Origin of the sequence: Pseudomonas sp. SC11, from assembly GCF_047039205.1 — a bacterium.
Lineage (GTDB): Bacteria > Pseudomonadota > Gammaproteobacteria > Pseudomonadales > Pseudomonadaceae > Aquipseudomonas > Aquipseudomonas boreofloridensis.
Map to the genome: position 1 here is coordinate 397,255 of NZ_CP178183.1, position 22,033 is coordinate 419,287.

Here is a 22,033-nt window from a genome sequence, read left to right on the forward strand (position 1 = left end):
TTCTACCGGTGCAGTACGTATTGGCCGCTGAACACCACAGCGGCTGCTTCGCTGCCCTGGTTGGCGACCGTGGTCTGCAACGTCAGCCGCGCCCGGCCGCGCCGCTGATACAGCGCCAGGAAACGTTGCCAGTCCTTGTCCGGCGGCGCCTCGCAGCAGGCCACGGCGGTGCCGGTGACCGGTAACGGATAACTGATCTGCCCTTCCTGAATGACGATATGCCCATCGTCGATGCCCTGCTCGCGCAAGCGCAGGTGCAGCCAGCCCCAACCCGCCAGCACCGCCGCGCAGTAGAGACTGCCGCCGAACATGGTGCTCTTGTGGTTGACGTTGGGTGCCAAAGGCAGCGTCAAGCGCAGGCGCTGCGCCTGCCAGTCGAGCACCTGCAGGCCCATCTCGGCGGTCAGCGGAATATCGTGGTGCAAGATCTGTTGCAGGTACTGGCTGTCGCGGCTCATGGGCGCGTTTCCTCGTGGTCGTCATGGCCGCCGCTGCCGTCGGCGAAGCTCAGGCCATGTTTGCGCAGCTTGTCGTGCAGGGTCTTGCGTGGAATGCCCAGGGCCTCGGCCAGGCTGCGCATGGAGCTGTGCGGCTGGCTCAGCTCGGCGGCGATGAGCGAGCGCTCGAACTGCTCGACCTGCTCGCTCAGCGTGCCACTACGCTGAGGTTCGGCGCTGGGGCTGGCAGCGCTGGCCTGCTCGTCCAGGGCCAGCTCCAGGCCCAGGGCGAAGCGCTCGGCGGCGTTCTGCAGTTCGCGCACATTCCCCGGCCACTCGTGGCGCAGCAGCAACGCGCGTTGCGCCGGTTGCAGGGTGTGCGCCGCCAGGCCGTGGCGCTGGCTGGCGGCATCGGCGAAATGCTGGAACAGCACCAGGATGTCGTCGCCGCGCTCGCGCAGTGCCGGAATGCGCAGCGGCGCGACGTTCAGGCGGTAGTACAGGTCGGCGCGGAAGCGCCCCTGATCGGCGGACTGGCGCAAGTCCTCCTTGGTCGCGGCGATCACGCGGATATCCAGCGGGATCAACTGGTTGCCGCCCAGGCGCTCGACTACGCGCTCTTGCAGCAGGCGCAGCAGCTTGACCTGCACATCCAGGCTCATGCTCTCGATCTCGTCGAGGAACAAGGTGCCGCCGTTGGCGAACTCGAATTTGCCGATGCGCCGTTTCTGCGCGCCGGTGAACGCACCAGGCTCATGGCCGAACAGCTCGCTTTCGACCACCGATTCGGCCAGGGCCCCGGCGTTGATCGCCACGAACGGGCCGTCGCGACGGCTCGACAGGTCGTGCAGGGCGCGCGCCACCACTTCCTTGCCAGCGCCGGTCTCGCCGAGGATCAGCACGTCGGCGCGGGTGCCGGCCAGCGCGCCGATCTGCTCGCGCAGGCGCTGCATCTGCGCCGAATGGCCGACCAGCCGGGTCGACAGTTGCTGGCGGTCGCTCAGGGCCAGGCGCAGGCTGCGGTTGTCCAGCACCAGGCGGCGCAGGGCCAGGGCGCGGCGCACGCTGTCGAGCAGGGCATCGCTGGCGAACGGCTTTTCCAGGAAATCGTAGGCACCGGCGCGCATCGCCTGGACCGCCAGCGGCACGTCGCCGTGGCCGGTGATCAGCAGTACCGGCAGTTCGGCGTCGAGCCCGTGCAGTTGTTCGAGCAGTTGCAGGCCATCGATGCCCGGCATGCGGATATCGCTGACCACCACGCCGGGCCAGTCAGGCTGCAGGCGCGCGGCCAGGCCCTGGGCATCGGCCAGGGCGGCGACCTTGAGGCCGGCCAGGTCCAGGGTCTGGCTCAGGGCCTGGCGCAGGTGCGGATCGTCATCGACCAGGATGACCTGGATTTGGCTGTCGATCAGTGGCTCGGTCATGCCGAGGAATCCTCCGAGGGTTGCAGGTTGGCGCCCGGCGGCGCAACGCGCAGTTGCAGGGTCAGCAGGGCGCCGCCTTCCGGGTGGTTGCCCAGCAGCAGCTCGCCGCCCAGGGCGCGCATCAGGCTTTCGCAGATCGCCAGGCCCAGGCCCAGACCCTGGGTCCGGGTCTTGGTGGTGAAGAACGGTTCCTTGGCGTGTTCCAGGGCTTGGCGACTGAAGCCCGGGCCGTTGTCGCGGATGTACAGGTAGACGTTGCCATCGCGCTGTTCGGCACTGAGCCACAGGCGCCGCGGATTGGCTTTTTCGGTGAGGGCGTCGAGGGCGTTGGCCAGCAGGTTGCCGAGCACCTGGCGCAGGCGGGTTTCGCCGGCCTGCACCCACAAGGTCGCGTCGGGCAGGTCGCGGGTCAGTTCCACCGCCATCGCCCGGCGACGCTTGGCCAACAGCGCCAGGGCATCGTCTAGCGCCGGTTGCAGGGCCACGCTTTCCGGCGCATGGCGGTCGCGGCGGGCGAAGGCGCGCAGGTGCGCGATGATCGAGGCCATGCGCCCGGTCAGCTCGCCGATCAGCTTGAGGTTGCCACGGGCGTCCTCGGTGCGCTGGTGATCGAGCAGCACCTCGGCATTCTCGGCATAACTGCGAATGGCCGCCAGCGGCTGGTTGAGCTCGTGGCTGATGCTCGCCGACATGGTGCCGAGCACCGACAGCTTGCCGGCCTGGACCAGTTCGTCCTGGGCGCGCACCAGCTCCTGCTGCGCCTGCTCGCGCTCCAGCACCTCGTTCTTCAAGCGCGTGTTGAGCCATTCCAGGTCGGCGGTGCGCGCCACCACGCGGTTTTCCAATTCCTGGCGGCCACGCGCTTCCAGCTCGATGCGGTCCATGTAGTGACGCCGGCGCTGCATCACCAGCCCGGCCAGGAGCATGGTCACCAGCAGGGCGGCGGCGCCGATGGCCATGACCGTCTGCACCGAGCGATCGACCAGCATACGCGGCGCCAGAATGCTCACCTGCCAGCCGGTTTCCTGGATGTCGCGGGTCTGGGTCAGCCAGGCGTCGGGCTCCAGGTGCAGGGGCTGCGGTGCCTGGGTCGGATACGGCTGGATGGCGATCATCGCCGTGCGCTCCTGCTCGGTCAGCACGCGGGTGGCACGGAATCGCCATTCAGGACGCGAGGTGAGCACCACCACGCCGTTCTGGTCGGTCAGCAGCAGTTGTTCCGGCGTGCGCCCCCACAGGGTTTCGGTGTGGTCCAGGTCCACCTTGACCACCAGCACGCCCACCACCCGCTCTGCGTCACGCACGGCGGCGGCGAAGAAGTAGCCGCGCTTGGCCGAGGTGGTGCCCTGGCCGAAGAAGCGCCCCAGCCGGCCCTGCATCGCTTCGATGAAATACGGCCGGAAGGCGAAGTTGCGACCGACGAAGCTGTCACGCTTGTCCCAGTTCGAGGCGGCCAGGGTGTTGCCGCTGACGTCCATCAGGTACATCACCTCGGCGCCGGTCTGTTGGGTGATTTCGCGCAGCAGGCGATTGGCGTTGGTCACCGCCTCCAGGCGGAACGGGTCGGCCAGCACCCCGCGCAGGGCCGGCAGGTCGCCGAGGATCTGCGGCAGGGTTTCGTAGCGGTGCAGGGTGCCGAGCAGGTTGGCGACGTAGAGGTCGAGGGTCTGGCGATTCTGCGAGGCCAACTGGTCCTGGTAGTAACGTTCGGCCAGGTGGTGCAGGGGCCATAGCAACGGGGTCAGGCACAGCGCCAGCAGTGCCAGGCTGCGCCAGCGGGGACGTCGGGAAGGGGTCTGAATCGAGAGCATCGCCAAGTGCGCCAGAAGGATCTGACGCGATTATGCGCTAGTTCAGGCAGTCGTTCAGCGCCTGCTGCCAATGCGGCTGGCTGACGTGCCACTGCTGGGCCAGGCGCGAGCAGTCCAGCCGCGAATTCAGCGGGCGCCGCGCCGGGGTCGGGTACTCGCTGCTGGGAATCGGCAGCAACTCGGCGCAGGGCAGGCCGCGCGCTTGCAGGTGCGCGGCGATGGCCTGGGCGAAGCCGAACCAGGAGGTCTCGCCCTGGGCCGTGAGGTGATAAGTGCCCCAGGCGCCGGACTCGCCGGACTGCCAGCGTTCGATCAAGGCGCGGGTGCTGGCGGCGATAGTGCCGGTCCAGGTTGGGGCGCCGATCTGGTCGTCCACCACCTTCAATTGCGCGCGCTCCTGCAGCAGGCGCTGCATGGTCAGCAGGAAGTTGCGCCCGTGCAGCGAATACACCCAACTGGTGCGCAGGATGAGGTGTTCGCCGCCCACGGCGGTGATCGCCTGCTCGCCTGCCAGTTTGCTCTGCCCATAGACGCCCAGGGGATTGGGCGTGTCGGCTTCGGTGTAGGCGGCGGTCTTGCTGCCGTCGAACACGTAGTCGGTGGAATAGTGGATCAGCGGCGCCTTCAGGCGCGCGGCTTCCTCGGCCAGCACGCGCGGGCCTTCGGCGTTTATCGCGTAGGCCAGCTCGGCTTCGCTTTCGGCCTGGTCCACCGCCGTGTGCGCAGCGGCGTTGACGATCAGGTCCGGTGCTAGCCGACGCAGCGGCGCGCGCAGCGCTTCGGGTTCGGCCAGATCGAGCTGGTCGCGACCCAGCAGGTGCAGTTCGCCCAGACCGGCCAAGGCCCCGTGCAACGCTTGGGCGAGCTGGCCGTGGTGCCCGCAGACCAGAATCTTCATGGGAACAGCTCCGCGTCCTTCAGCAAAGGGCCGACCTGGTCCTTGGCCGAGAGCAGCGGGGCTCCCTGCAGTTGCCAGTCGATGCCCAGTTGCGGATCGTCCCAGCGGATGCAGCGCTCGGCGGCGGGGTTGTAGTAGTCGGTGGTCTTGTAGAGAAAGTCCGCCGACTCGCTCAGCACCACAAAACCATGGGCGAAGCCGGGGGGGACCCACATCTGGTGCTGATTGTCGGCCGACAGCCGGGCGCTGACCCAGTGTCCGAAGGTGGGCGAGCTGCGACGAATGTCGACGGCCACGTCCAGCACTTCGCCCTGGGTCACCCGTACCAGCTTGCCTTGAGGATTCTGCAGTTGGTAATGCAGGCCGCGCAGTACGCCGCGCTGGGAGCGTGAGTGGTTGTCCTGGACGAATTGGGTTTGCACGCCCGTGAGCTCGGCGAAGGCGCGGGCGTTGTAGCTTTCCAGGAAAAAGCCACGGCTATCACCGAATACCTTCGGTTCGATGATCAGAATATCGGGAATGGCGGTGCTGATAACGTTCATCGTGCTTCTTCAGCCAGCTTGCTCAGGTAGTGACCGTAGCCGGTCTTCTTCAGTTCATGTGCCTTGGCCAGCAGGCGCTCCCTGCAGATCCACCCCTTCTGGTAGGCGATTTCCTCCAGGCACGCCACCTTCAGGCCCTGACGGTGTTCGATGGTCTGCACGTACTGTGAGGCTTCCAGCAGGCTGTCGTGCGTACCGGTGTCGAGCCAGGCAAAACCCCGCCCGAAGCGCTCCACGCGCAGGTCGCCGCGTTGCAGGTAAGCGTTGGTGATGTCGGTGATTTCCAGCTCGCCGCGGGCCGAGGGGCGCACGCCCTTGGCGATCTCGACGACGTCGTTGTCGTAGAAATACAGGCCGGTGACGGCGTAATTGGAACGTGGCACGGCAGGTTTTTCTTCCACCGACAGCGCCTTGCCCTGCTCGTCGAACTCGACCACGCCGAAGCGCTCGGGGTCCTTGACCATATAACCGAACACCGTCGCCCCGCTCCGGCGGCTGACGGCGCGCTGCAACTGTTCGCTGAAGCCCTGGCCATGGAAGATGTTGTCGCCCAGGATCAGGCATACCGGGTCGCTGCCAATGAATGCCTCGCCGATCAGGAAGGCCTGGGCCAGACCGTCCGGCGACGGTTGCTCGGCATAACTGAGGTTGATGCCGAACTGGCTACCGTCGCCGAACAGCGCGCGGTACTGCGGCAGGTCCTGGGGGGTGGAAATCAGCAGGATGTCGCGGATGCCGGCGAGCATCAGCACCGAGATCGGGTAGTAGATCATCGGCTTGTCGTAGATCGGCAGCAGTTGCTTGGACACGCTCAGGGTGATGGGGTGCAGGCGAGTGCCGGAGCCCCCGGCGAGGACGATGCCTTTGGTCATGCGATCAGGTCCTTGAAGTCGGAATGGCCGAGGCGTTCGCCTTGATAGCTGCCGTCCTGCACATGCTGGCACCAGGACAGGTTGTCCAAGTACCACTGCACGGTCTTGCGCAGGCCGGATTCGAAGGTTTCCTGCGGCACCCAGCCCAGCTCGCGCTCGATCTTGCTGGCGTCGATGGCATAGCGCAGGTCATGGCCCGGGCGGTCCTGGACGAAGGTGATCAGGTCGGCGAAGTGGGTGATGTTGTCCGGGCGTTGTGGCGCAAGCTCGTCGAGCAGCGCACAGATGGCGTGTACCACATCGAGGTTCTTCTGCTCGTTGTGCCCGCCGATGTTGTAGGTCTCGCCCACCGTGCCAGCGGTCACCACGTTGACCAGCGCTCGGGCATGGTCCTCGACGAACAGCCAGTCGCGCACCTGCTGGCCGTTGCCGTACACCGGCAGTGGTTTACCCGCCAGGGCATTGAGGATCATCAGCGGGATCAGCTTTTCCGGGAAATGGTAGGGGCCGTAATTGTTCGAGCAATTGGTGATCAGCACCGGCAGCCCATAGGTGCGGTGCCAGGCGCGTACCAGGTGGTCGGACGCGGCTTTGCTGGCCGAGTAAGGCGAACTGGGGGCATAGGGCGTGGTTTCGCGGAACAGGTCGTTCTCGTCATGCAGGTCGCCGTACACCTCGTCGGTGGAAATATGATGGAAGCGAAACGCGGCACGTGCTTCGGCTGGCTGAGCGCTCCACCAGGCTCGGGTGGCCTCGAGCAGCGTATAGGTGCCGGTGATGTTGGTCTGGATGAATGCAGCCGGACCATCGATGGAACGGTCGACGTGGGACTCGGCGGCCAGGTGCATGATTGCCTGGGGTTGGAAGCGCTCGAGCGTAGCACTGACGGCGGCTTGATCGCCGATATCGGCCTGGACGAACTCATAGCGGCTGTCCTGGGCGATCGGCTGCAGCGACTCGAGATTGCCGGCGTAGGTGAGCTTGTCGAGGTTCAGCACCTGATGGTCGGTGTGGCCGATCAGGTGGCGGATCAGCGCCGAGCCGATGAAACCAGCACCGCCTGTGACGAGAATACGCATAAGGTGTCACTTTCCTGGAAATCAGTGGAAGCCAGTAGGGCGCAGCCCCGGTCGGGCAGCGTCTCGAGGCCGGCAAAGGCTTCATCATAGCGCGTACTGCGGGCGTGCAGTGACAGACTGCAGCGAGCCCCACTTGCGTCCCGGCGAGGGTGGTGGCGTCATAGGCGAAATCGAGGCCGAGGTTCGCACCATGCCGCTGCACACCCTGATCCACCGCTCCAGCCTGCCCCGCCCCCAGGTTTCCGAGACGCAGGCCCTCCAGGCCCTGCAGGCCTACTACGGTCTGCATGGGTCGCTGGTGCCTCTTGGCAGCCAGCAGGACGTGAATTTCCGGCTGGACAGCGATCAGGGGCGTTTCGTGTTCAAGCTTTGCCACGGCAGTTATGCACGAATCGAGCTGGAGGCCCAGCATGCGGCACTGGCCTACCTGCGCGAGCACGGCCTGCCGGTGCCGGCGGTGCGTGCGGCGTTGGACGGCAGCCGGTTGCTGGCCTTGCAGATCGGTGGCCAGGCCTTGCGCGGGCGCGTGCTCGAGTACCTCGACGGCCAGCCGCTGACGCGTGTGGCGCACCTGCCGCAGCACGTGATGGCTGAACTCGGTGCCTTGTGCGCCCAGGTGGGCAAGGCCCTGGCCGGCTTCGACCATCCGGGCCTGGAGCGCACCCTGCAGTGGGATCCGCGCCATGCCGGGGTGCTGATCGAACACCTGCTGCCGGTGATCAAGGACCGCGCCCACCGCGAGCGCGTGGCTGAAGTGGCCAGCCAGTCGCAGCGACGCCTGGCGCCCTTGGTCGGGCAGTTACCCAAGCAGGCCGTGCACCTGGACATCACCGATGACAACGTGGTGTGGGCGCTGGATGAGCACCTGCAATGGCAGGCGCGGGGGGTGATCGACTTCGGCGATCTGTCGCGCACCTGGCGCATCGCCGATTTGTCCGTCACCTGCGCGGCCATGCTCCAACATGCCGCTGGCGATCCGCTGCGCATCCTGCCGGTGGTCGCCGCCTACCAGGCGGTCAACCCGCTGAGCGAAGCCGAGTTGCGCGTCCTGTGGCCGTTGCTGCTGAATCGCTCGGCGGTGCTGGTGCTGAGCAGCGAGCAGCAACTGACGGTCGACCCCGACAACCAGTACATCCGCGACAACATCGCCCATGAGTGGGAGATCTTCAACACCGCCACCGCCCTGCCTGCCGCGCTGATGGAGGCGGCGATCCTGCACGCGGCAGGCATGGCAGCGCAGGCGCCGGACCTGGCCGGCTGCGCGCCGCTGCTGCCGAGCCTGGCGCGGGAGAAGGTCAGCCTGCTCGACCTCGGCGTGCTCAGCCCGCACTGCGACGCTGGCAATTGGCAACAGGCCGGCTTCGACCAGCGTCTGCTGCTCGCCCAGCCCGCGCCGGCCAGTACCCAGTACGGTCAGTATCGCCTGTCGCAGACCCACATCGACCGCCCGGACGAGCCGGCCACCTGTGCCCTGGGCGTGGAATTGAAGCTGTCCATCGGAACCTTGCTGCACGCGCCCCAGGCGGGCATCTGGCTGAGCACCGGCGATGGGCGCGGCTGTCTGAGCACGGCCCAGTGGGGGCTGTGGCTGAGCGGGCTGGAGCGCACGCCCGAGGACGGCGAGTCGGTGGAAAAGGGCCAGGTGCTCGGTTCCACCTGCGGCCTGCTCGGCGTGCAGCTTGCGCTGGACACCGACATTCAGCCGCCGTTTTTTGCCAGGCCGTCGCAGGCGGCCACCTGGCTGGCCTTGTGCCCGTCGCCGGCGGCGCTGCTTGGTTTCGACTGCGACGCCGAACCGCTGGCCGACTCCCAGGCCTTGCTGGCCCGTCGCGATGCGAGCTTCGCCCGCTCGCAGAAGCATTACTACACCCAGCCGCCGCACATCGAGCGGGGCTGGCGCAACTACCTGATCGACATGCAGGCTCGCTCGTACCTGGACATGCTCAACAACGTGGCCGTGCTCGGCCATGGCCATCCGCGCATGGTTGCCGAGTCGGCGCGGCAGTGGTCGCTGCTCAACACCAACTCGCGCTTCCACTACGCGGCCATCGCCGAGTTCTCCGAACGGTTGCTGGCGTTGGCGCCGCCTGGGTTCGACCGGGTGTTCCTGGTCAACAGCGGCACCGAGGCCAACGACCTGGCGATCCGTCTGGCCTGGGCCTACAGCGGCGGGCGCGACCTGCTCAGTGTGCTGGAGGCCTACCACGGCTGGTCGGTGGCCACCGACGCGATTTCCACTTCGATCGCCGACAACCCGCAGGCCCTGGAGACCCGCCCGGACTGGGTGCATCCGGTAGAGGCACCGAACACCTTCCGCGGACGTTTTCGCGGGCCCGACAGTGCGGCGGCCTACTTGCGCGATGTCGAGGCCAAGCTGGCCGACCTGGACGCGCGAGGGCGCCAACTGGCGGGGATGATCTGCGAGCCGGTGTATGGCAATGCCGGGGGTATCTCGCTGCCGCCGGATTACCTGCGCCAGGCCTACGCCCTGGTGCGCGCGCGTGGCGGGGTGTGCATCGCCGATGAAGTGCAGGTCGGCTACGGCCGTCTGGGCGAGCATTTCTGGGGCTTCGAAGAGCAGGGCGTGGTGCCGGACATCATCACCATGGCCAAGGGCATGGGCAACGGCCAGCCGTTGGGCGCGGTGATCACCCGGCGTGAGATCGCCGAGGCGCTGGAGGCCGAGGGCTACTTCTTTTCCTCGGCCGGTGGCAGCCCGGTGAGTTGCCGCATCGGCATCGCGGTGCTCGACGTCATGCGCGACGAGGGGCTGTGGGACAACGCCCGCGAGGTGGGCCGGCATTTCAAGTCGCGCCTGCAAGCGCTGGTGGACAAGCACCCGCTGGCCGGTGCGGCCCATGGCTCGGGGTTCTACCTGGGGCTGGAGCTGGTCCGTGATCGTCACACCCTGGAGCCGGCCACCGAGGAAACCCTGCTGTTGTGCGATCGCCTGCGCGAACTGGGGATCTTCATGCAGCCGACCGGCGACCACTTGAACATCCTCAAGATCAAGCCGCCCATGTGCACTACGCGCGCCAGCGTGGACTACTTTGTCAACTGCGTGGATCAGGTGCTGGGGGAAATCACTGAATTCATGTCGATTAATATCGGCTAACTAAACGTCTAATTCATTATTTTAGGCTTTAGTACCCTTTAAATACCGATTTGCATCGGATAAATTGGGCGGCATCCGGCCATTCGTGGCCCGGGCTCGCCCCCAAATCTGCAGAGGCTTTCCATGAAGACCCTTGATTCGACTCCCCGCGCCGACGGTTTCCACATGCCCGCCGAGTGGGCGCCACAGACCCAGGTGTGGATGGTGTGGCCGGAGCGTCCGGACAACTGGCGTCAGGGCGGCAAGCCCGCGCAGGCGGCCCATGTGACCCTGGCCAAGGCCATCGCCCGCTTCGAGCCGGTCACCGTGGCGGTGTCGGCTGGGCAGTACGGCAACGCCCGTCGTCAGCTTGAGCTGCCGAACATCCGTGTGGTGGAAATGAGCAGCGACGATGCCTGGGTGCGCGACACCGGCCCGACCTTCGTCATCGACGACCATGGCGAAGTGCGTGGGGTCGACTGGGGCTTCAACGCCTGGGGTGGCTTTGACGGCGGTCTGTACGCGCCGTGGAACCGTGACGAAGAGCTGGCCGCCAAAGTCATGGAAATGGAGCGTTGCCAGCGCTATCACACCGAAGGCTTCGTGCTCGAGGGCGGCTCGATCCATGTCGATGGCGAGGGCACGCTGATCACCACCGAGGAGTGCCTGCTCAATCGCAACCGCAACCCGCACCTGAGCCGCGAGCAGATCGAAGAGGTCCTGCGCGAGCAGTTGGCGGTGCAGACCATCGTCTGGTTGCCCGAGGGGCTGTACAACGACGAGACCGACGGCCACGTCGACAATTTCTGCTGTTACGTGCGTCCAGGCGAAGTGTTACTGGCCTGGACCGATGATTCCAATGACCCCAACCATGCCCGTTGCCACGCCGCCTACGAGGTGCTGAAGAACACCCGCGATGCCAAAGGGCGCGAGTTCGTGGTGCACAAGATGCCCATTCCTGGACCGCTTTATGCCACCGAAGAAGAATGCGCCGGCGTCGACCAGGTCGCCGGCAGCCAGCCGCGCGATCCCTCGGTGCGCCTGGCCGGATCCTACGTGAACTTCCTGATCGTCAACGGCGGCATCATCGCGCCCAGCTTCGACGATCCAGCCGACGCCCGCGCCAGAGCGATCCTCACCGAGCTGTTCCCCGATCACGAGGTGGTGATGATCCCCGGCCGTGAGCTACTGCTGGGTGGCGGCAATATCCACTGCCTGACCCAGCAGCAGCCGGCGCCGGTCAAGCGCTGAGCCGGCCTCCACCCTGCCAGGGACGGTGCTGATCGAGCGTCGCTCGCGATGATCGACCAGCACCCTGGCACAGCTCTTGTATCGCATTCAGCCGGATGGTTCAGGCAGGGGGCCACACCCCCGTTCTGTAACATTCACCCGGTAGTTTGGCCGCTCACGCCTCCAGGGAGTACGTGTCGAAATGAATGCAGCAAGTGAGTCGGCTATGTCCCCCGTGGCGATCGATCACGAATCGCTCAAGGTGTTGGCGCAGTGGTTGAAGCACCATGGAAGCCTCCGGGTCAGGAAGACCGATCCACGCCGCCTTCTGGATGCGCGATACCCGCAGGGATTGCTCAGCGACGCAGAGCTCGACGCGCTCGCCGCTGTCTGGCACTGACCGCCAGCCCGGTATCGCGACGGCAAACGCCACCGTTCACACGGTGGCGTTTGTTTTTCAGCCGGCCAGTTCCGTGGCCTCGTCCTCTTCGAAGCCGCGCATCGCTCGCCCGACCAGCAACGGGTCGGGGGCGTGGGCGACGCTGTGGTCCTTGTCCGGATAGTCCAGGGCGTGGAGGAAGTGGCGGATGCAGTTGAGTCGGGCGCGCTTCTTGTCGTCGGACTTGATCACGGTCCAGGGCGCATCGGCGGTGTCGGTGTGGAAGAACATGGCTTCCTTGGCCGCGGTGTAGTCGTCCCACTTGTCCAGCGACTTGATGTCGATGGGCGACAGCTTCCAGTGCTTGAGCGGATCGTCACGGCGCGAGATGAAGCGGCGCAGCTGCTCTTCGCGGTTGACCGAGAACCAATATTTGAACAGCAGGATGCCGCTGTTGCACAGCATGCGTTCGAGGTCGGGGGCTTGGCGCATGAACTCCAGGTATTGCAGCGGCGAGCAGAAGTCCATCACCCGCTCGACGCCGGCGCGGTTGTACCAGGAGCGGTCGAAGAACACCATTTCCCCGGCGGTGGGCAGGTGCTGGATGTAGCGCTGGAAGTACCACTGGCCCTTTTCCTGTTCCGAAGGCTTTTCCAGCGCCACGATGCGTGCGCCGCGTGGGTTGAGGTGTTCCATGAAGCGCTTGATGGTGCCGCCTTTGCCGGCCGCGTCGCGTCCCTCGAACAACACCACGATGCGCTGGCCGGTGTCCTTGGCCCAGCTTTGTACCTTGAGCAGCTCGATCTGCAGCGCGTGCTTGGCCTTTTCGTACTCCTGGCGGCGCATCCGTGTGGCGTAGGGATAGCTGGCCGGCAGGCGGGCGCTGGTGCTGTCTTCGTTGCTGCCCTTGCGGGCGGTGGCCACTTCCAGTGCGGCAGGCTGTTGGCTGATGCGGGTGATGGTCGCTTCGGGCTTGCGCTTGCGGGCGCGAGCAGTGCGCGCGGGTGTGGGCGTGGCAGAGGCGGTGGGTGCGGGGAGGGGAAGAGGTGCGTCGTCGCTCATGGAGATCCTTGCGGGAATCGGGGGTCCATGGCGTAGCTTAGGGGGATGCGGAGGATGGCGGTTTGACATTGATCAAACCCGGCAGCCAAATCCCAGGCAACAAAAAACCCGCACTGGGCGGGTTTCTTGTGTCGCTTCGGGTAACTTTGCAACCACCCGATGCTTAATGGTGGTGCCCAGAGACGGAGTCGAACCGCCGACACGAGGATTTTCAATCCTCTGCTCTACCGACTGAGCTATCTGGGCGACGGGGCGAATTAAAAAGGTTTTCAGTTCTTGCGTCAACGACTTTTTGAAAAAATTTTAAATTAATTCCGTCGCTTACGGCCGTTGCCTGTTTTTTGTACAGACGTTGGCCGTGCTCGGGCTCAGGCGCTCGGTGGCACGTAGCCTTCAGCCTGGGCGTAGTCCTCGCCAGCGAAGAACTTGTCCATCTCCGCCTGGAGAAACTTGCGGTCCTCGCCGTTCATCATGTTCAGGCGCTTCTCGTTGATCAGCATGGTCTGGTGCTTCTGCCACTCGTCCCAAGCCTTCTGCGAGATGTGTTCGTAGATGTCCTGGCCCTTGGCGCCCGGGTAGGGCGGGCGCGGCAGGCCGGGCAGCTCTTCGTTGTACTTGCGGCACTTCACGGTGCGGGTCATCGGGACTCTCCTGCAATCAATGCGTCGGCCGCGCGGGCCAGCAGTTTCTTCACTGGGGCGGCGAGGCCCAGGCGCGGCGGGGTGGCGAGGTTATACCAGAGCCAGTCGGGCTCGGCCACGTGCGGTCCGAGCGAGTCCACGCGGACCAGCCAGGGCTCGATCGCCAGTTGGAAATGGCTGAAAGTGTGGGTCAGGCCTTGCAGCGCCTGGCGTTCGGTCATGCGCAGGCCGTGCTGGTAGGCGAGGTCGTCGAGCTGCTCCAGGCTGTCCAGCTCCGGCAGGCTCCACAGACCGCCCCACAGGCCGCTGGAGGGGCGGCGGTAGAGCAGGATGGCGCCTTCGTGGTTGGTCAGCAGCGGCATCAGCGCCCGGCGCTGGGGCAGGGCTTTGCGCGGCTTGGGTTCGGGGTAGCGCTTTTCCTCGCCCAGCAGGTGCGCTTCGCAGCCGCGCTGCAGCGGGCAGATCAGGCAACTGGGCTTGGAACGGGTACACAGCGTGGCACCCAGGTCCATCATCGCCTGGGTGTAGTCGTTGACCCGCGTCGTCGGCGTGAAGCGCTCGGCCGCCATCCACAGGGCATTGGCGACCTTTGGCTCGCCGGGGTAGCCGCCTTGCGCGGTGAACCGCGCCAGCACGCGCTTGACGTTGCCGTCGAGGATCGGCGCGCGCAGGCCCATGCTGATACTGGCGATGGCACCGGCGGTGGAGCGGCCGATGCCGGGCAGTTCGGTGAGCTGGGCGACGCTGCGCGGGAATTCGCCCGCGTGCTCGGCGACGACGATCTGCGCCGCCTTCTGCAAGTTGCGCGCACGGGTGTAGTAACCCAGGCCCGTCCACAGGTGCAGCACTTCGTCTTCGGGCGCCTCGGCCAGCGCCTGCACGGTCGGCAGCGCCTGCATGAAGCGGTCGAAGTAGTTGAGCACCGTGCTCACCTGGGTCTGCTGCAACATGATTTCCGACACCCACACCCGGTACGGGGTGATGCCCTGTTGCCAGGGCAGGTCGTGGCGGCCGTGCTGGTCGAACCACTCCAGCACGGCGCTGGAGAACTGCTGGGGGCTCATCGTTTGAACAGCCCCTTGAGCGCGTCCTTCAATTCCGGGCTGACCTTGTCGCCGAGCTTTTCATCGAGCTTCTCGTCGATCTTGTCTTTCAGGCGATTGCCGGCCAGCTTGGCGGCGACCTTGCCCAGGCCGTCCTTGTCCAGGCGGCAGGCCTTGGCGCCCAGCTCCAGCGGGCCGCGGCAGCGCAGCGGCAGCTCGACGCCGACGTAGCGCTCGTTGACCTGGCAGGCCGGGTCGGGCATGGCCCGCTGATCGCCCTCGACCAGTACGCCGATGCCGTAGTCCATGCCCAGCACGCGCAGGTCCACGTCGCCATGGCCGTTGACGGTCAGGCCTGGGATGCGCACCTTCAGGTCCGGGTTGCTGGCCACGCCGTTGCGCACCACCAAGGTGCCGCGCAGTTCCTGGAACGGCGTGTCCTTGGCCCGTGGCTCGCCGCTGAGCTGCTTGCGGTTGAGGGTGGCGATGGCCTGGCACAGCTGCTGTTCGAGGTTGGCGTTGACCAGCACGCCATCGGTGATGGTGAAGCTGGCATTGCCATTGAGCGTATCGACCAGTGCTTTCTGGCTGTTGCCGCTGGCAGTGAGGTCGCTGGACAGGGTCAGCAGGCCCTTGACCGGCGAGGCCTGATCTGGCGTGTTGCGCTTGATGAAGTGTTCGACCGGTACGCGGGTGATCTGCGTGTTGACGCCCAGTTGCGGCACGGCCGGGCGCACGTCGACCGTGCCCTTGGCCTCGAAGCTGCCGTTGTACAGGCCGCCGCGCAGGGTCTGCAGAGTCAGCAGGCCGCCTTGGCCGGAGGCTTGCAGATGAGCGTCGGTGATCGGCAGCTTGTCCAGGGTCAGGGCGCCGAACGACAGGTCGGCTTGCAGGTCCAGGGCACGCAGGCGATCGACCGGCAGCAGCTTGTCGGTGCTCCAGGCCACTTGGGTGGGTGCGCTCGGCAGCGGCGTGGAGCCGGCCCCGGCGACTGCCGTGGCTTCCTGCTGCTGCACCTCGGCCTGACGCGCGGCCTTGGCATCTTTGGCCTCCTCGCTCTTGGCCGGCAGGTAGCGGTCGGCGTCGAACTTGTCGCCCTTGAGCTGCACGCGCAGCGCCTGCTTGGCGAAGTCTTCGATGGCGACGCGGCCGGTGAAGCTGCTGTCATCGAGTTTCACCGCCAGGTCTGGCAGGGCGATGGCGGTTGGCGAACCTTCCAGGCGGGTGACCAGTTCGAGCTTGGCGAAGGCGTTCGCATCGGCGGTGGCCGGCAGCGGATGGCCGATGCCGTCGAGGAAGGTGCGCAGGTTGAATTGGGCGATGGACAGCGCGCCGCTGATCTGCGGGGTGCTGCTCAGGTCGCGCAGGTTCAGCTCGCCGAGTGCACGCAACTGGTTGGCCGAGACCTTGAGGCCGGTCCAGGAGGCGACGTTGGCGCCCAGGTCGGCCAGTACCTGGCCCTGGGCGGCGAAGGTCACGGTCTTGCCGGCGGTCGGCTCGCCCGAGGTTTCGCCGGACAAGCGCATGTCTTCGAGGCTATAGCGCTTGAGCTTGCGATCGAAGCGCAGATCGCCGACCAGCTCGGTGCGCGCCTTGATGTTCGGTTCGCTGGCGCTGACGAAGGCACTGGCTTTGATCGGTGTGCTGACGCCGTCATGCACGGGACCGGTGCTCAGTTGGATGCTTTCGGCGCCATAGCTCCTGCCGCTCTGTTCGTCGGTGAACTGCACTCGCGCGTTGTTCACGGTGAGGCTGTCGATGTCCAGCTTCACGGCGCGTTCGTTGGCATCGCCCTTGGCTGGCGCGGGCGCTTCGCTCGGCTCGGCCGTGGCCGTCGGGGCGCTGGCGTTCTGCTCGGGCAGCGGCTTGCCGATGTCCTCCCAGTTGCCGTGGCCGTGCGGGTCGCGCACCAGGGTAAGGTTCAGGCCTTCGACGCGCACGTCGCTCATCTGCACCTCGCGGCGCAGCAGCGGCAGGACGCGCACCGACAAGCCGAGCATCTGCAGGTCGGCGAACGGCTGCTTGGGGTTGTTCAGCGTGGCGATGCTCGCCTCATGCAGTTCCAGGCCCAGCCAGGGGAACAGGCTCCAGCCGATGTCACCGTTGAGGGTCAGCTCGACGTGGGCCTTCTTGCGGGCCAGCTCGCGGATTTCGTCTTTGTAGTCGTTGGGATCGAAGAGGTGGGTCAGGGCGAAGCCCAGCGCCACGATGATCAGCAACAACCCGAGAAGTCCAAGCCCCAGGATTTTGCCGAACGCTTTCATGGGCGAGTCCTTGTAGTCCGATGGATGAATTCGAGCGGCAGAGTATAGCGCCGTGCGCGCCGCTTCTGAGTAACTGACGCGCGATAGGGGGCGTTTGCCATGAAAGGGCTTCGACAGCGTCGCCCGACACAGTTCCGTTCGAAGACTGCCCAGCCTGATCGGACGCAAACGCTTGCGCACGAAATCACGGGGCGAGCAGATTTATGAAAAATAATGATGTCAGTTTGATCTCGCCGTCACTTTATGCTGGTAACCTTGCCTCGCTTCCGGAGTGTCCGCGACCGATTGTCGCGGGGCAGTGATGCCGAAAACGGCGCGTAATTCGCCTTGTGTGCCGCGAAACGCCAGGGAAACGATCCGTAAGCACTGACAATTCATATAAGGATCGAATCCATGACAAGCAGCAACACGACAGGGGCGGCGCCAGGCTTCCTGTCCAAGGAGCGCATCATCGCCCGCCCGGGCTTCAACCGCTGGCTGGTACCCCCGGCGGCATTGGCTATCCACCTGTGCATCGGCATGGCCTACGGCTTCTCGGTGTTCTGGCTGCCGCTGTCGCAAGCCATCGGTATCACCGCACCGGTGGCCTGCTCGCCCGACCTGGGCTTCATCGCCCGTCTGTTCAGCGCCGACTGCGACTGGCAGATCTCGATGCTGAGCTGGATCTACACCCTGTTCTTCGTCTTCCTCGGCTGCTCGGCCGCCGTGCTGGGCGGCTGGCTGGAACATGCCGGTCCGCGCAAGGCTGGCCTGGTCTCGGCGCTGTGCTGGTGTGGCGGCCTGGTGATTTCGGCCATCGGTATCAAGACCCATCAGCTGTGGATGATGTGGCTGGGGTCGGGTGTGATCGGCGGTATCGGCCTGGGGCTGGGCTACATTTCGCCGGTTTCGACCCTGATCAAGTGGTTCCCGGACAAGCGCGGCATGGCCACCGGCATGGCGATCATGGGCTTCGGCGGCGGCGCGATGGTGGGTGCACCGCTGGCCACGGCGCTGATGGGGCACTTCGCCAACGGCCAGGAAGTGGGCGTGTGGCAGAGCTTCATCGCCATGGCGGCCATCTATTTCGTGTTCATGACCGCAGGCGCCCTGGCCTACCGCGTGCCGCCGACCGGCTGGAAACCCGAGGGCTGGACGCCGCCGGCGAAGAAAGCCAACGCCATGGTCACCGACCGTCACGTGCACGTCAGTGTGGCCTGGAAAACTCCGCAGTTCGCCCTGGTGTGGCTGGTGCTGTGCCTGAACGTGTCGGCCGGTATCGGCATCCTCGGCATGGCTTCGCCTCTGCTGCAGGAAGTGTTCGGCGGCAAGTTGCTGGGCAACGACCTGAGCTTCAGTGAGCTCAATGCCGCGCAACTGGCGCAGATCGCCGCCATCGCCGCGGGCTTCACCGGCTTGCTGAGCCTGTTCAACATTGGCGGGCGCTTCTTCTGGGCGTCGTTCTCCGACTACATCGGGCGCAAGAACACCTACTTCGCCTTCTTCGCCTTGGGCGTGGGCCTGTACACGCTGGTGCCGAACATGGGCCACATCGGTAACGTCGCGCTGTTCGTGGCGGCGTTCTGCATCATCCTGTCGATGTATGGCGGCGGTTTCTCGACCGTTCCGGCCTACCTGGCCGACCTGTTCGGCACGCAGATGGTCGGCGCGATCCACGGCCGCCTGCTCACCGCCTGGGCGGCGGCCGGCGTGCTCGGCCCGGTGCTGATCACCTACCTGCGTGAGGCGCAGTTGGCGGCCGGCGTGCCGCGCGCCGCTGCCTACGACATGACCTTGTACATCCTCGCCGGCCTGCTGGTGCTGGGCTTCATCTGCAACCTGCTGGTGCGTCCGGTGGCTGACAAGTACTTCATGACCGATGCCGAGCTGGCCGCCGAGCGCGCGCTGAGCCACGACAAAGGCGCCGACGGGGCCAAGTCGCTGGAATGGCACGCCGCGCCGGGCAGCCTGCCGCTGGTGCTGCTGGCCTGGGCGGTGGTGGTGATTCCGCTGGCCTGGGGCGTGTGGGTCACCTTGCAGAAGACCGCGGTGCTGTTCCACTGAGGCCGATGACAGCCGGCTGATGGCTGGCTGCGATGGCCCTATCGCGGGGCAAGCCCGCTCCCACAGGTTCTGCACTGTGGGGGCGGGCTTGCCCCGCGATGCATTTACGGCGTCGCCACACGTCATCCGCGTTTCAAGCCGGCGCGTTCTGGGCCTATAATGCAGCCCTTTTCGCCCAATGATTTTGCGGAGCTGGTGATGGTCGAACGTAAGGCTTCCGTCGAGCGCAATACCCTGGAAACCCAGGTCAAGGCCTCGATCAACCTGGATGGCAGCGGCAAGGCCCGATTCGATATCGGCGTGCCTTTCCTTGAACACATGCTCGACCAGATCGCCCGGCACGGGCTGATCGATCTGGACATCGAATGCAAGGGCGACCTGCATATCGACGATCACCACACCGTCGAAGACGTCGGCATCACCCTCGGCCAGGCGTTCGCCAAGGCCGTCGGCGACAAGAAGGGCATCTTTCGCTATGGCCATGCCTACGTGCCGCTGGACGAAGCGCTGTCGCGCGTGGTCATCGACTTCTCCGGCCGCCCGGGCCTGCAGATGCATGTGCCGTTCACCCGCGCTTCGGTCGGCGGTTTCGATGTGGACCTGTTCCAGGAGTTCTTCCAGGGCTTCGTCAACCACGCGCTGGTCACCCTGCACATCGACACGATCCGCGGGCACAACACCCACCACCAGATCGAAACCGTGTTCAAGGCCTTCGGCCGCGCCCTGCGCATGGCCGTGACGCTCGACGAGCGCATGGCCGGTCAGATGCCTTCGACCAAGGGATGCCTGTGATGCAGACCGTCGCCGTCATCGACTATGGCATGGGCAACCTGCACTCGGTGGCCAAGGCCCTCGAGCACGTGGGCGCCGGCAAGGTGCTGGTCACCAGCGACGCGGCGGTGATCCGCGAGGCTGACCGCGTGGTATTCCCCGGCGTGGGCGCAATCCGCGACTGCATGGCCGAAATCCGCCGCCTGGGCTTCGACGCCCTGGTGCGTGAAGTCAGCCAGGACCGTCCGTTTCTCGGCATCTGCGTGGGCATGCAGGCGCTGCTCGAACACAGTGAGGAAAACGAAGGCGTCGATTGCATCGGCCTGTTCCCTGGCCAGGTGCGGTTCTTCGGCAAGGGCCTGGAGGAAGACGGCGAGCACCTGAAGGTGCCGCACATGGGCTGGAACGAAGTCAGCCAGTGCGTCGACCATCCGCTGTGGCACGACGTGCCGGACCGCGCGCGTTTCTACTTCGTGCACAGCTACTACATCCAGGCCGGCAAGCCGGGCCAGGTGGTCGGTCGAGGCCATTACGGCGTCGACTTCGCCGCCGCACTGGCCGACGGCTCGCGCTTCGCCGTGCAGTTCCACCCGGAAAAGAGCCACACCCATGGCCTGCAATTGCTGCAGAACTTCGTGGCCTGGGACGGGCGCTGGTAAACCCACAGCTTCAAGCTTCGAGCTGCAAGCACCCAGCAGGAGCGCGCAGCTCGAACAACCGCGTGCAAGCTTGTCGCTTGAGGCTTGCAGCTTGTGAATTTTGAGGAACACACATGCTGATCATCCCCGCTATCGATCTGAAGGACGGTGCCTGCGTGCGCCTGCGTCAAGGCCGCATGGAAGACTCCACGGTGTTCTCCGATGACCCGGTGAGCATGGCTGCCAAATGGGTCGAGGGTGGCTGCCGCCGCCTGCACCTGGTCGACCTCAACGGCGCCTTCGAAGGCCAGCCGGTCAATGGCGAGGTGGTCACTGCCATCGCCAAGCGTTATCCGACCCTGCCGATCCAGATCGGCGGCGGTATCCGTTCGCTGGAAACCATCGAGCATTACGTCAGGGCCGGTGTCAGCTACGTGATCATCGGCACCAAGGCGGTCAAGCAGCCCGAGTTCGTCGCCGAGGCCTGCAAGGCCTTCCCCGGCAAGGTCATCGTCGGCCTGGATGCCAAGGACGGCTTCGTCGCCACCGACGGCTGGGCCGAGGTCAGTTCGGTGCAGGTCATCGACCTGGCCAAGCGTTTCGAGGCCGACGGCGTCTCGGCGATCGTCTACACCGACATCGCCAAGGACGGCATGATGCAGGGCTGCAACGTGCCCTTCACCAAGGCCCTGGCTGAAGCCACCTCGATCCCGGTGATCGCCTCGGGCGGTATCCACAACTTGGGTGACATCAAGGCGCTGCTGGACGCCAAGGCCCCCGGCATCATCGGCGCCATCACCGGCCGTGCCATCTACGAAGGCACTCTCGACGTCGCCGAGGCCCAGGCCTTCTGCGACAACTACTAAGAGCTGCAAGCTACAAGCGGCAAGCTGCAAGATGGAGAGCGCTATGCGAGCCGCTTGCAGCTTGAAGCTTGAAGCTTGCCGCTGCCTTCAGGAGCCTGACCCATGGCTTTAGCCAAACGCATCATCCCTTGCCTGGACGTGGACAACGGCCGGGTGGTCAAGGGCGTCAAGTTCGAGAACATCCGTGATGCCGGCGATCCGGTGGAGATCGCCCGGCGCTACAACGAGCAGGGCGCCGACGAGATCACCTTCCTCGACATCACCGCCAGCGTCGATGGTCGCGACACCACGCTGCACACCGTCGAGCGCATGGCCAGCCAGGTGTTCATCCCCCTGACCGTCGGCGGTGGCGTGCGCAGCGTGCAGGACATCCGCAACCTGCTCAACGCCGGGGCCGACAAGGTGTCGATCAATACCGCTGCGGTCTTCAACCCGGAGTTCGTCGGGGAAGCGGCCGATCGCTTCGGCTCGCAGTGCATCGTCGTCGCCATCGACGCCAAGAAAGTCTCGGGCCCCGGCGAAGTGCCGCGCTGGGAGATCTTCACCCACGGCGGGCGCAAGCCGACCGGGCTCGATGCCGTTGAATGGGCGAAGAAAATGGAAGCGCTGGGGGCGGGGGAGATCCTGCTGACCAGCATGGATCAGGACGGCATGAAGAACGGCTTCGACTTGGGCGTGACCCGTGCCATCAGCGATGCGCTGGGCATTCCGGTGATCGCGTCGGGTGGTGTAGGCAACCTGCAGCACTTGGCCGACGGCATTCTGGAAGGGCATGCCAGCGCGGTGCTGGCGGCGAGTATCTTCCACTTCGGCGAGTACACGGTGCCGGAGGCCAAGGCCTACATGGCTTCGCGCGGTATCGTGGTGCGCTGATTCAGTGAAGCGGGCCGCCAGGCGGCCCAATCGCAGGGCAAGCCCGCTCCCAGTGGCGGGTGGGAG

General features: G+C 65.7%; 18 protein-coding genes and 1 tRNA gene. 7 read left to right on the forward strand and 12 right to left on the reverse strand.

Annotated elements, in window-relative coordinates; translation table 11 throughout:
• Positions 1–2: 2 nt before the first annotated feature.
• From ACK2SD_RS01795 to rfbB, 7 genes are read right to left on the reverse strand one after another with little or no spacing between them, the layout of a single operon-like run.
• A complete protein-coding gene (locus ACK2SD_RS01795) occupies positions 3–458 on the reverse strand; it encodes a YiiD C-terminal domain-containing protein (protein WP_412461214.1) in 456 nt (151 codons plus the stop codon).
• Entirely contained in the window at positions 455–1,861 is a 1,407-nt protein-coding gene (locus ACK2SD_RS01800) for a sigma-54-dependent transcriptional regulator (RefSeq protein ID WP_412461215.1), read from the reverse strand. Before ACK2SD_RS01800 ends, ACK2SD_RS01795 begins: the two co-directional genes overlap by 4 nt.
• Positions 1,858–3,672 carry a sensor histidine kinase gene (locus tag ACK2SD_RS01805; RefSeq protein WP_412461216.1) on the reverse strand — a complete coding sequence of 605 codons (1,815 nt, stop codon included), beginning with the start codon at positions 3,670–3,672 and terminating at the stop codon, positions 1,858–1,860. Before ACK2SD_RS01805 ends, ACK2SD_RS01800 begins: the two co-directional genes overlap by 4 nt.
• Positions 3,673–3,709: 37 nt before the next feature.
• Positions 3,710–4,570, reverse strand: a complete 861-nt coding sequence (rfbD, locus tag ACK2SD_RS01810) for a dTDP-4-dehydrorhamnose reductase (protein WP_412461217.1) — start codon at positions 4,568–4,570, stop codon at positions 3,710–3,712.
• Complete coding sequence (gene rfbC / locus ACK2SD_RS01815; RefSeq protein WP_412461218.1) at positions 4,567–5,112, reverse strand: dTDP-4-dehydrorhamnose 3,5-epimerase; 546 nt, start codon at positions 5,110–5,112, stop codon at positions 4,567–4,569. Before rfbC ends, rfbD begins: the two co-directional genes overlap by 4 nt.
• Positions 5,109–5,984, reverse strand: a complete 876-nt coding sequence (rfbA, locus tag ACK2SD_RS01820; protein WP_412461219.1) for a glucose-1-phosphate thymidylyltransferase RfbA — start codon at positions 5,982–5,984, stop codon at positions 5,109–5,111. Before rfbA ends, rfbC begins: the two co-directional genes overlap by 4 nt.
• On the reverse strand, positions 5,981–7,063 hold the full coding sequence (rfbB, locus tag ACK2SD_RS01825; protein ID WP_412461220.1) for a dTDP-glucose 4,6-dehydratase: 1,083 nt from the start codon (positions 7,061–7,063) through the stop codon (positions 5,981–5,983). Before rfbB ends, rfbA begins: the two co-directional genes overlap by 4 nt.
• Before the next feature lie 190 nt (positions 7,064–7,253).
• Between rfbB and ACK2SD_RS01830 the strand changes: the two genes are divergently transcribed.
• Positions 7,254–10,178 carry an aminotransferase gene (locus tag ACK2SD_RS01830; RefSeq protein ID WP_412461221.1) on the forward strand — a complete coding sequence of 975 codons (2,925 nt, stop codon included), beginning with the start codon at positions 7,254–7,256 and terminating at the stop codon, positions 10,176–10,178.
• A gap of 123 nt (positions 10,179–10,301) precedes the next feature.
• Positions 10,302–11,408: an agmatine deiminase gene (gene aguA, locus ACK2SD_RS01835; protein ID WP_412461222.1), complete on the forward strand. Its 1,107-nt coding sequence runs from the start codon at positions 10,302–10,304 to the stop codon at positions 11,406–11,408.
• A gap of 436 nt (positions 11,409–11,844) precedes the next feature.
• Here aguA and ppk2 read toward each other — a convergent pair whose 3' ends face one another.
• From ppk2 to ACK2SD_RS01860, 5 genes are all read right to left on the reverse strand, one after another.
• Positions 11,845–12,828, reverse strand: coding sequence for a polyphosphate kinase 2 (gene ppk2, locus ACK2SD_RS01840; protein ID WP_412461223.1), 984 nt, complete (start codon positions 12,826–12,828; stop codon positions 11,845–11,847).
• A gap of 170 nt (positions 12,829–12,998) precedes the next feature.
• Positions 12,999–13,074, reverse strand: a tRNA-Phe gene (locus ACK2SD_RS01845).
• A 122-nt stretch (positions 13,075–13,196) separates the two neighbouring features.
• On the reverse strand, positions 13,197–13,469 hold the full coding sequence (locus ACK2SD_RS01850; protein WP_029612825.1) for an oxidative damage protection protein: 273 nt from the start codon (positions 13,467–13,469) through the stop codon (positions 13,197–13,199).
• Positions 13,466–14,533: an A/G-specific adenine glycosylase gene (gene mutY, locus ACK2SD_RS01855; RefSeq protein WP_039581355.1), complete on the reverse strand. Its 1,068-nt coding sequence runs from the start codon at positions 14,531–14,533 to the stop codon at positions 13,466–13,468. The genes ACK2SD_RS01850 and mutY overlap by 4 nt, the downstream gene beginning before the upstream one ends.
• Positions 14,530–16,776 carry an AsmA family protein gene (locus tag ACK2SD_RS01860; protein ID WP_412461224.1) on the reverse strand — a complete coding sequence of 749 codons (2,247 nt, stop codon included), beginning with the start codon at positions 16,774–16,776 and terminating at the stop codon, positions 14,530–14,532. Before ACK2SD_RS01860 ends, mutY begins: the two co-directional genes overlap by 4 nt.
• A 393-nt stretch (positions 16,777–17,169) precedes the next feature.
• Between ACK2SD_RS01860 and ACK2SD_RS01865 the strand changes: the two genes are divergently transcribed.
• From ACK2SD_RS01865 to hisF, 5 genes are all read left to right on the forward strand, one after another.
• Entirely contained in the window at positions 17,170–18,819 is a 1,650-nt protein-coding gene (locus ACK2SD_RS01865) for an OFA family MFS transporter (RefSeq protein WP_039581349.1), read from the forward strand.
• A 198-nt stretch (positions 18,820–19,017) separates the two neighbouring features.
• The gene (gene hisB / locus ACK2SD_RS01870; RefSeq protein WP_039581346.1) at positions 19,018–19,611 is read left to right on the forward strand and encodes an imidazoleglycerol-phosphate dehydratase HisB; all 594 of its coding nucleotides are present in this window, start codon (positions 19,018–19,020) and stop codon (positions 19,609–19,611) included.
• The gene (hisH, locus tag ACK2SD_RS01875) at positions 19,611–20,249 is read left to right on the forward strand and encodes an imidazole glycerol phosphate synthase subunit HisH (protein WP_029612900.1); all 639 of its coding nucleotides are present in this window, start codon (positions 19,611–19,613) and stop codon (positions 20,247–20,249) included. The genes hisB and hisH overlap by 1 nt, the downstream gene beginning before the upstream one ends.
• A 113-nt stretch (positions 20,250–20,362) precedes the next feature.
• The gene (hisA, locus tag ACK2SD_RS01880) at positions 20,363–21,094 is read left to right on the forward strand and encodes a 1-(5-phosphoribosyl)-5-[(5-phosphoribosylamino)methylideneamino]imidazole-4-carboxamide isomerase (protein WP_039581342.1); all 732 of its coding nucleotides are present in this window, start codon (positions 20,363–20,365) and stop codon (positions 21,092–21,094) included.
• A 102-nt stretch (positions 21,095–21,196) separates the two neighbouring features.
• Positions 21,197–21,967, forward strand: a complete 771-nt coding sequence (gene hisF / locus ACK2SD_RS01885; protein ID WP_029612904.1) for an imidazole glycerol phosphate synthase subunit HisF — start codon at positions 21,197–21,199, stop codon at positions 21,965–21,967.
• The last annotated feature ends 66 nt before the right edge of the window (positions 21,968–22,033 follow it).